The 8,468-nt window shown below is 74.8% G+C and carries 5 protein-coding genes and 1 pseudogene; 3 read left to right on the top strand and 3 right to left on the bottom strand.

Annotation, left to right across the window (positions count from 1 at the left end; translation table 11 throughout):
* Nucleotides 1-2,609, bottom strand: a 2,609-nt coding sequence (locus V6U77_RS29075; RefSeq protein ID WP_334609946.1) for an AMP-binding protein, incomplete at its 3' end; no start/stop codon positions are given.
* A gap of 224 nt (nt 2,610-2,833) precedes the next feature.
* On the opposite strand from V6U77_RS29075, the gene V6U77_RS29070 reads away from it, so the two are divergent.
* Both V6U77_RS29070 and V6U77_RS29065 read left to right on the top strand, forming a co-directional pair.
* The gene (locus V6U77_RS29070) at nt 2,834-3,670 is read left to right on the top strand and encodes a hypothetical protein (RefSeq protein ID WP_334609945.1); all 837 of its coding nucleotides are present in this window, start codon (nt 2,834-2,836) and stop codon (nt 3,668-3,670) included.
* The gene (locus V6U77_RS29065) at nt 3,651-4,691 is read left to right on the top strand and encodes a 3-dehydroquinate synthase family protein (protein ID WP_334609944.1); all 1,041 of its coding nucleotides are present in this window, start codon (nt 3,651-3,653) and stop codon (nt 4,689-4,691) included. The genes V6U77_RS29070 and V6U77_RS29065 overlap by 20 nt, the downstream gene beginning before the upstream one ends.
* A 36-nt stretch (nt 4,692-4,727) precedes the next feature.
* On the opposite strand, the gene V6U77_RS29060 is transcribed toward V6U77_RS29065, so the two are convergent.
* The gene (locus tag V6U77_RS29060; protein ID WP_334609947.1) at nt 4,728-5,495 is read right to left on the bottom strand and encodes an alpha/beta fold hydrolase; all 768 of its coding nucleotides are present in this window, start codon (nt 5,493-5,495) and stop codon (nt 4,728-4,730) included.
* A 199-nt stretch (nt 5,496-5,694) separates the two neighbouring features.
* A complete protein-coding gene (locus tag V6U77_RS29055) occupies nt 5,695-6,861 on the bottom strand; it encodes an ATP-grasp domain-containing protein (protein WP_334609943.1) in 1,167 nt (388 codons plus the stop codon).
* Nucleotides 6,862-7,998: 1,137 nt separating this feature from the next.
* On the opposite strand from V6U77_RS29055, the pseudogene V6U77_RS29050 reads away from it, so the two are divergent.
* Nucleotides 7,999-8,468, top strand: a pseudogene (locus V6U77_RS29050) (non-ribosomal peptide synthetase); the annotation flags it as partial.

Raw genomic sequence — 8,468 nt, 5'->3', positions numbered from 1 at the left:
CGGGCCGGGAGGCCGGCGGCCCGGCGGCGGGCGGCCAGGGCGTGCAGCGCGCCGACGGCCGCCACGGCCCGCTCCCGGCCGGCGGCGCCCAGCAGCAGGGCGGACGGCGCGAGGACGGTGAGCGCGACGGCCGGGTGCCGGGTGGCGGCGTCCAGCGTCCCGGCGAGGCCGAGCAGCCGGGCCACGGCCCCGTCGTCGGCCAGGTCGTCGTCGGACGGGCAGAGGAAGGCGCCGCCGAGCGGCTCGTCACCCACCCGGTCGGCGGGCAGCGCGACGACCTCGGCGCCGGCGGCGGTGAGTTCGGCGACCAGCTCCGCGAGCGCGTCGGCCGTGGCGCCGGTGTGCAGCAGCCGCAGCCGGCGGGCGCGGTGCGCGACGACGAGGTGCCGGGCCAGCGCCGCGCCGGCGGGCCCGTCGGCGCCGGCGACCAGGACCGGGCGGTCCGGGTCGACCACGGTCACCGGCCGCGCCGGCACGGTCGCCGGGGCCGGCACGAGGAGCGCGTGCAGGGCGGCCCCGGCCCGCAGGGCGACCTGCGCGGCCCCGGCCTCCACCACGGCGGGCAGCAGGGCGATCGAACGGTCCGCGGCGTCGTGGTCGACCAGCACCATCCGGTCCGGGTACGCGGCCTGCAGGGCCCGGCCGACCGCCGGGGCGGCGCCGGCCGCGGGATCGGGCCCGCACCGCTCGTCGGTCGGGCCGGTCAGCAGCACCAGCCGGGTGCCGGCGAACCGGTCGTCGTCGAGCCAGCCACGCAGCCGGTCGGCGAGGTCCGCCGCGACCGCGTCGGCCGGGTCGGCCAGCAGCACCGTCACGTCGGGCACGTCCGGGGCGTCGCGCAGGGCGGCGAGGTCCGGGTGGGACCGGAACCGGTCCCCCGGCGACGCCACGCGCAGCGGCTCCACCAGCGCCTCGCTGCCGGGCCCGACGAGCGCCCAGTGGCGGGCCGGGGCGGCGGCGGACTGCGCGGCCGTCGGGACGGGTGCTTCGACCGGCGCTACGGCGGCCGGGTCCAGCGGCTGCCAGGCGAGCAGGCTCAGCGTCTCGTGGTGGCTGGCGTTGACCGCGCGCAGCCGCGCCGGCCGGTCCAGCAGGAGCCGGCGGGTGACCTTGCCGGAGGCGGTCCGGGGCACCTGCCCGATCTCGTAGAGCTCGTCGGGGATTTTGTGGTACGACAGCTTCTCCCGGCAGGCCGCGTACCCGGCGCGGGGGTCGAAGCCCTCCGGCCCGGGCACCACGAAGGCCACCGGCACCTCGCCGAGCACGTCGTGCGGCCGGCCGGTCACCGCCACGTCGGCGACGCCGGGCACCGCGCGCAGCGCCTCCTCCACCTCCGCCGGGTGGATCTTCTCGCCGCCCCGGATGATCAGTTCCTGGTGCCGCCCGGTGACGAAGATGTTGCCGTCGGCGTCGCGGCGGGCCAGGTCACCGGTGCGGTACCAGCCGTCGCGCAGGGCGGCGGCGGTGACCTCCGGCAGGCCGTGGTAGCCGAGCATGACGCTCGGTCCGCTGACCCAGACCTCCCCCTCGGCGCCGGCGGGCACGTCCAGGCCGGTCTGCGGGCTGACCAGGCGCACCTCGACGCCGGGCACCGCGCGCCCGCAGGAGCCCTCGACCCGGGGCTGGTCCGGCCGGGTGACGGCGATCGAGCCGCAGGTCTCCGTGCTGCCGTACGCGTCGAGCAGCGGCGCGTCGAAGACCTCGTCGAACGCCCGGCGCAGCGCGCCGGTGGTGATCGCCCCGCCGACCAGGCAGACGCGCAGGGCCGGGGCGCGGAAGCCGGTCTCCCGGGCGGCGGCGACGAGGTGGTGGTACATGGCCGGCACACCGGCCAGCACGGTGGCCTCGTCCTCGTCGACCGCACGCAGCACGTCGTCGGCGGAGAAGCCGTCGACGAGCCGGGCCGTGGCGCCGACCGCGGTCACGCTGAGCACGCACCCGATGTGGGAGAGGCTGTGGAACAGCGGCAGCGGCCAGACCACCCGGTCGGCGACGGTGAGCCCGGGGATCGGCACGTAGCAGGCGGCGACGGACCAGAGGCAGGTGCGCTGGGTGGAGAGCACGCCCTTGGGCCGGCCGGTGGTGCCGGAGGTGTAGAGCATCCAGGCGACCTCGTCGAGGCCCAGGTCGTCACGCGCCGGCGCGGCCGGTTCGGTGTCGACCAGGTCCCGCCAGGCGACGACCCCGGCGGGGACCGGGCCGTCCCCGGTGACCACGATCCGCAGGCCCGGCCGGTCGGCGCGCAGGCGCAGCAGCTGGTCGAGGTGTCGCGCGTCGGTGACCACCAGCACCGCACCGGAGTCGTCCAGCAGGTGGGCCAGTTCCGCGTCGGTGCTGTGCGGATTCACCGGTACGCCGACCGCGGCGGCCCGCGTCACGGCCAGCCAGGTCTCCACCGTCTCCACCCGGTTGCCGAGGCAGAAGGCCACCCGCTCGCCCCGCCCGACCCCCGACGCCGCGAGGTGACCGGCCAGCCGGCGGGTCCGCGCCGCCAGATCGGCGTATCCGACCGACCGGCGGTCGTCGCGGAACGCGACCTTGTTCCCCAACCTGGCGGCGTGCGCCTCGATCAGATCGGACAACGGCTGGATCAGGTCGCTCCGAAGCATGTCACCACATCCGTCCGTCGGCGAGACTCCTCATCCGCGGCGTAGACCTCGCTCGCCGTAGCGGCCCAAGTCTTCCGAGCACCCTGCCGACGTCCTACCCCTGTCACCCCCTAAGTCGTCCCCAGTTCGGACCGCCGATCGGGTGGTGGAACGGGCCGCAGGCCGATGATGGGGCGACCCCCGCGGACCGTCGAATCCCGTGCTCCACCCGCCCGTCAGCCGAGGTGCCGTCGTTGGAACGCTGCTGGTTGTTCGCCCGCTCGGCCGTGCCGGCCGACGGATGCCCGGACACGCGGGTGATCAAGCTGGTCGGAACCGTCCTGACCGATCTGGTCGCCGCCGCCCGCCGGGCCGATCCGGGCCTGGACTGGTTCTTCGACCCGGAGGGCTCCCCCGCCGGGCCGCGCCTGAGCCTCGGCTTCCACGCCGCCCCGGCGGCGCTCGACACCGTACGGGCGGGACTGCTCGCCTACGACCCGCAGGTGTCCTTCACCGCCGACCGGCACGCGGTGCGCGACGCCGCCCGGGGCGGCCCGCTCGCGTGCGCGGGCAGCGACCTGGCCCTGACCCTGCTCGGCGGGGAGACGCCCTGGCTGGCCGGCGTCGAGCTGCCGCTGGCCGTGGCGCACCTGCGGCACCTGACCGGTCTGGTGCCGGCCGCCGACCGGCTGACGTTCCTCTTCCTGCACTGGCAGGAGCGCGGTCAGCGGCTCACCGCCACGCAGCGGCGGGACCTGGCCGCGCAGGCCGACGCCGGCGCGGAGAAGATCGTCCTGGCGGCCGGCGACCTGCCGCTTTGCGGGGAGGTCGCCGTGGCCTGGCAGCGCTACCTGGACCGGGTGGCCGACGTGGTCGGCCGCGACCATCCGGCGACGCCGGCGGGCTTCCTGCTGGCGCACCACGCCCAGCTCACCCACGACCGGTGGGGCATCGGGCCGGACGTCGACTCGCTGGCCGCGCTGGCGCTGCGCCTGTCGATGGTCCGGGACCGCCCGGTCGTCGCCGCGCCGGTCGTCGTCCCGCAGAGGAGGCAACAGCCACATGCACGCGTCCGCACCTGACCGTCACGTTCCCGCCGGGCCGGCCCGGATCGAGGTGGCGCTGGGCGAGCGCGCATACCCGGTGCTGATCGGTCCCGGCGTACGCCATCGGCTCCCGGCGGAGGTGGCACGCATCGGCGCGCGGCGGGTCGTGGTGGTCTCGGCCCGGCCGCCGGAGTGGACGCCCGACCCCGGCGTGCCGCACCGGGTGGTGCCGGCGCGCGACGGCGAGCACGACAAGAACCTGGCCACGGTGGAGCAGCTCTGCCGGGCGTTCGCCGAGTTCGGGCTGACCCGGGCCGATGCGGTCGTCTCCTGCGGCGGCGGCACCACCACGGACGTGGTGGGGCTGGCCGCCGGCCTCTACCACCGGGGCATCGCGGTGATCCACCTGCCGACCTCGCTGCTCGCCCAGGTGGACGCCAGCGTCGGTGGCAAGACGGCGGTCAACCTGCCGGAGGGCAAGAACCTCGTCGGGACCTACTGGCAGCCCCGGGCGGTGCTCTGCGACACCGAACACCTGGGCACGCTGCCGGAGCGGGAGTGGCGCAACGGGTACGGCGAGATCGCCCGGGCGCACTTCATCGGCGCGGGCGACCTGCGCGACCGGCCGGTGGCGGAACAGATCGCCGCCTGCGTGGGGCTCAAGGCCCGGGTGGTGGCCGCCGACGAGCGCGACTCCGGCCTGCGGCACATCCTCAACTACGGCCACACCCTGGGACACGCGTTGGAGCGGGCCACCGACTTCGGCCTGCGGCACGGCGAGGCGGTCGGCGTCGGCACCGTCTTCGCCGGGCGGCTGGCCGGCGTCCTCGGGCGCGTGCCGGCCGAGCGGGTGGCCGAGCACCACGACGTGGTGGCCGGATACGGCCTCGACACCGCGCTTCCCGCCGGCGTCGACCCCGACGAGCTGATCGCGCTCATGCGGCGCGACAAGAAGGCCACCTCGGGCCTGGCCTTCGTCCTCGACGGCCCGGCCGGGCCCGAACTGGTCGCCGACGTCGGCGAGGCCGCCGTCCGCGCCGCCCTCGCCGAGATGTAGCGGCCAGCGCGCCCCGACCCGGGCCGGCAGCCGGGCTCAGGAGGGTGGTCGGCCGATCAGGGTACGGAGGATCGGCTCGGCGTGGGTCCAGAGCAGCGCGCCGCCGGCCTCCGGCACGAGGTGCCGGACAGCACCGGGAATCCGGGCGGCCAGCGTCGCTCCGTTGTCGGGCGAGTGGCTGGCGTCCTGCCCGCCGTACCAGACGTCGACCGGAACCGTGATCGCCGCGAGGTCGAAGGGCCATCGCCCCATGGCCAGGACGGTGTCCCGGGCGTAGCCCGCCGCCCCCTGGGCGAACCCCTCGCGCAGGGCCCGTCGGTAGGCGGCCGCGAAGCCCGGATCCAGGTACACCGCCCGGTCGACCTCGGGGCTCCCCCTCGTCACCATGTCCCACATCGCCTCCGCGTCGAAGCGGGCGAAGATCCGCTCCGCTCCGACGGGATCGGCGGCGGTCGTGTCCACGAGCCCACGCAGCTCCGTCGGCAGTGCCCCGGCGAACTCGGGCGCGGCGACCTCGTCCGCGCCGGACACGACGGCCAGCGCCGCGGCGGCACCCGCCACGGCGCAGGCCAGCGCGAACGGCGCGCCCTGCGAGTTGCCGACCACCGCGGGACGTGCCAGTCCCCGCAGGTCGAGGAGCTGGCGGACGTCCTCGGCGAAGTCGGCGAACGTCCGGCCGGGCGCGGGGGTCGAGGCCCCCAGCCCCGGGCGGTCCACCGAGATGAGCCGCACCCCGAGGGTGTCGACGACACCCGCGCCGAAGCCGAGCCACCGGCTCGTGGCCGCCCCGGGACACAGCAGCACCGGGACACCGTCCGGCGGCCCCCACTCGGCCCAGCCGAGCAGCCGCCCGTCGGGCAGCCGGCTCCCACCGAGGCGGGCCGGATCGTCGACGCGTACGTTCATGATCCTCATCATGGGCGCGGCGCCGGCCACCGCGCACCGTGTTTTCGCCCGCTTGCGGCGGACACCCGGGCCGTCCGCCGCCGCGTGGCACGACGCGTCAGCCGCCGAGCGCCCGCTGGACCTGCGCGACCAGCACACCGCAGGCGTATCGGTCCGCGGCGCCGACCATGCCGACGATGGTGGCCGGGAGCGGGCCGTTGTCCGTCTCCGCCGGGTCGTGGTGCATGAACACGACGAGCTGCCCCCGGTCGATGAACGGGGCGAGGATCGGCTCGGCGTCGACGCCGGGGGCCAGCGAGAAGAACGTGGTCATGGCGCACGCGTGCTGACCCAGCAGCGAACTGCGGTGCAGCAGCGAGGTGGTGGCCCCGCTGACCCGGAAGTTCGGGTCGATGACCCGCAGGGCGCCGTCGCGACCGATCCCGGCGTCGAAGGAGCAGTACCCCCGGTACCCGAGCGCACTGGCCTTTCGGACCCCTAGGGTCAGCGCTTCGACAAGCTCCGCCGGCGGCTGGTCGTCGTCCATCACACAACCGACCCACGTCGAGGTGGGCTGCGGCAGGTGTACGGACGAACCGAAGTACTCCACCGATCCGCTCTCCGTCACGCCGAACTGGATCCCCCAGATCGTCCGGAAGGGCACCTCCTCCTCGACGATCCACTGGTCGCTGATCTGCTCCAGCTGGTTGAACATCGACCGGTTCCGCCGGTCCTGCAACCGCCGGGTGAAGATCGCGATTCCGCTGTACACCTCGACACCGGCCGGTTTGATCACCGCCGGACGACGGTCCTGCTGCACGATGCGGCGCACCTCGGCGGGGGTGGCGACCTGCCGACGCGGCAGGTATTCCGGCGCGATCAGCGATTCCAGCGTGGTCTTGTTGTTGAGGCGGGCCAGCAGGTCCGCCGGCACCCGCGCTCGCGCGGCCCGCAACAGCGGATCGTGCGGGGCGAACTGGAACTCCAGCGTCTCGCCCCGCTCGACGGCCTCCCGGGCGAACTGCACCGCCTGCGCGCCGGAGCGGAACTCGCGCAGATCGCTGGGCGTCTTGAGGCCGCACCGGCTGAGCAGGCGCAGTGACTTGTCCGCGCTCGATCCGGTGCTGCAAATGGCCGCCGCCTGGTGCGGAAGGGTCAGGTGCATACCGGTGATCATGTCCAGGCCGTTGTGCAGGGCGTTGCCCGCGTCGGCGAGATAGCGGCTGTCGGCGGTGGCCACCGGGTCTGGCGGCCGGGCCAGGACCACCCCATCGTGAGCGAACACCTGTACCTGAATGGGTACGTACATTGGATCTCCTGACATGCCGGCCCGTGGAGGGCCTCGGGGTGGCACGAAGTCCGGGGGCGCACGACCACGAACAGCGCGGGACGTGGCCGGAGGCGTGGGCTCCCGGTCCTGATGTGGCCGCTCGGCCGCGAGAGTCGGGCGTACCGCGTGCACCGGGCGGACGGTCGGGGAGGGACCGGCCGGGAAACGGGCTGACTTGTGGTCAGCGCTGTGTCGGCGAGGTGCACACCAGCAGTCGGTGGCTGATTTGCCAGTCACCGACTGGGTCATGATCGGGAAAAGCATAGTCAGTACTCATTGCCCGGGGATGGGCCGGTCAGCCGAACGCGGACCGCCTTTTCGCCACCGGAACCGCCAATACTCCGACCTGGACCTCCGACTCGGGCTGACCGAAAAGCTGCTTTCAATGAAGCCGCGCGGCCATTTCACCATCGAATCGGGACAATCACGCACCGACCCTCTCGTGAGGGTAGCTATCAGCCACTATAGAAAAGATATAGGGACGTGTGCTTTCGCCGATAAAAGCTACCGCATATGGCTGGGATCCCGGTCGTCCATCCCGGTCGACACCACGCTGACCAGCCCACATGGTCGGTCCGCCGGCCGGTACGCGGGGCCCGGGACCGCACGGGGACCGCCGCCGCGGGCACGTCCTCGGCGACCTTCCAGGCAAGATCTCCGGCTGACGCACTAGGGGTCGACGCACATATCTCTAGGGGTGTACGCGACTCCACGGGGCTTCGTAGGGTCGGGCCCCATCGGTTCGTCGTTCCCTTTTCACAGCACCGGATCGGGGACGAACGTGGGTGCGCGGCGCCCGGATGGACGGGAGGTGCCGGTGACCGGATCGGGCGCCGACCTGCTCCTTTCGCCCGAGGATGCGGGCGCGGCCCGGAATCCGGGCGGCGATCCCGTCCCGGTCGCACCGCCGCTGCCCCGCCGCGACCGCACGACCCGGCCGTGGGAGCCGCGAACCACCGTCGCGCCGCCCGGCGCCCGCCCGCCGTCACCCCTCGCGTCACCACCCGCCGTCCGGTTGTACGGCACCTCGGCTGACCGGCCGCCGCGGCCACGTGCCTTCCGGTCACCGCCCTCAGATCGGAGGTTGAGCTGATGTCTGTCGGGTTCGATGGTGCTCGGGCCGTGGGCGGCGTCGACGACGTCGGGACCCTGGACCTGATGGGGGACCTGCGGCGGCCGACGGTGTGGCCGGCCCGGGCGGCCTCGGCGCACCGGGTGCTGCCCTCCTGGCCCGGCCCGGCCCGTGACGTCACGGTGGCGGGGCTCGTGGCCGTCCTGGCCCGTTGGACGGCCCAGCAGCAGGTGGTGCTGGACCTGGCGTCGGGTGGCGACGGGTCGGTGCTGCGGGTGGACGTGGCGGGTGATCCGGGTTTCGGCGAGTTGGTGACGCGGGTCGGTGCGGCGCTGGCGGCGCCGGTCGTGGGGGGCCGGGATCCGCGGGGCCCGATGGTGCTGGAGCTGGTGGACGCCGCGGTGGCCGAGGCGGGGCCGGAGGCGGTGGATGTCGACCTCGTGGTGAGTGTCGCGTCGGACGGGTCGGCGGTGCGGGTGGACCACGCGGC

The sequence above is a fragment of the Micromonospora sp. CPCC 205546 genome, from assembly GCF_036902715.1.
Taxonomy (GTDB): Bacteria; Actinomycetota; Actinomycetes; order Mycobacteriales; family Micromonosporaceae; genus Micromonospora.
This window is presented reverse-complemented; position numbering and strand designations above follow the sequence as displayed.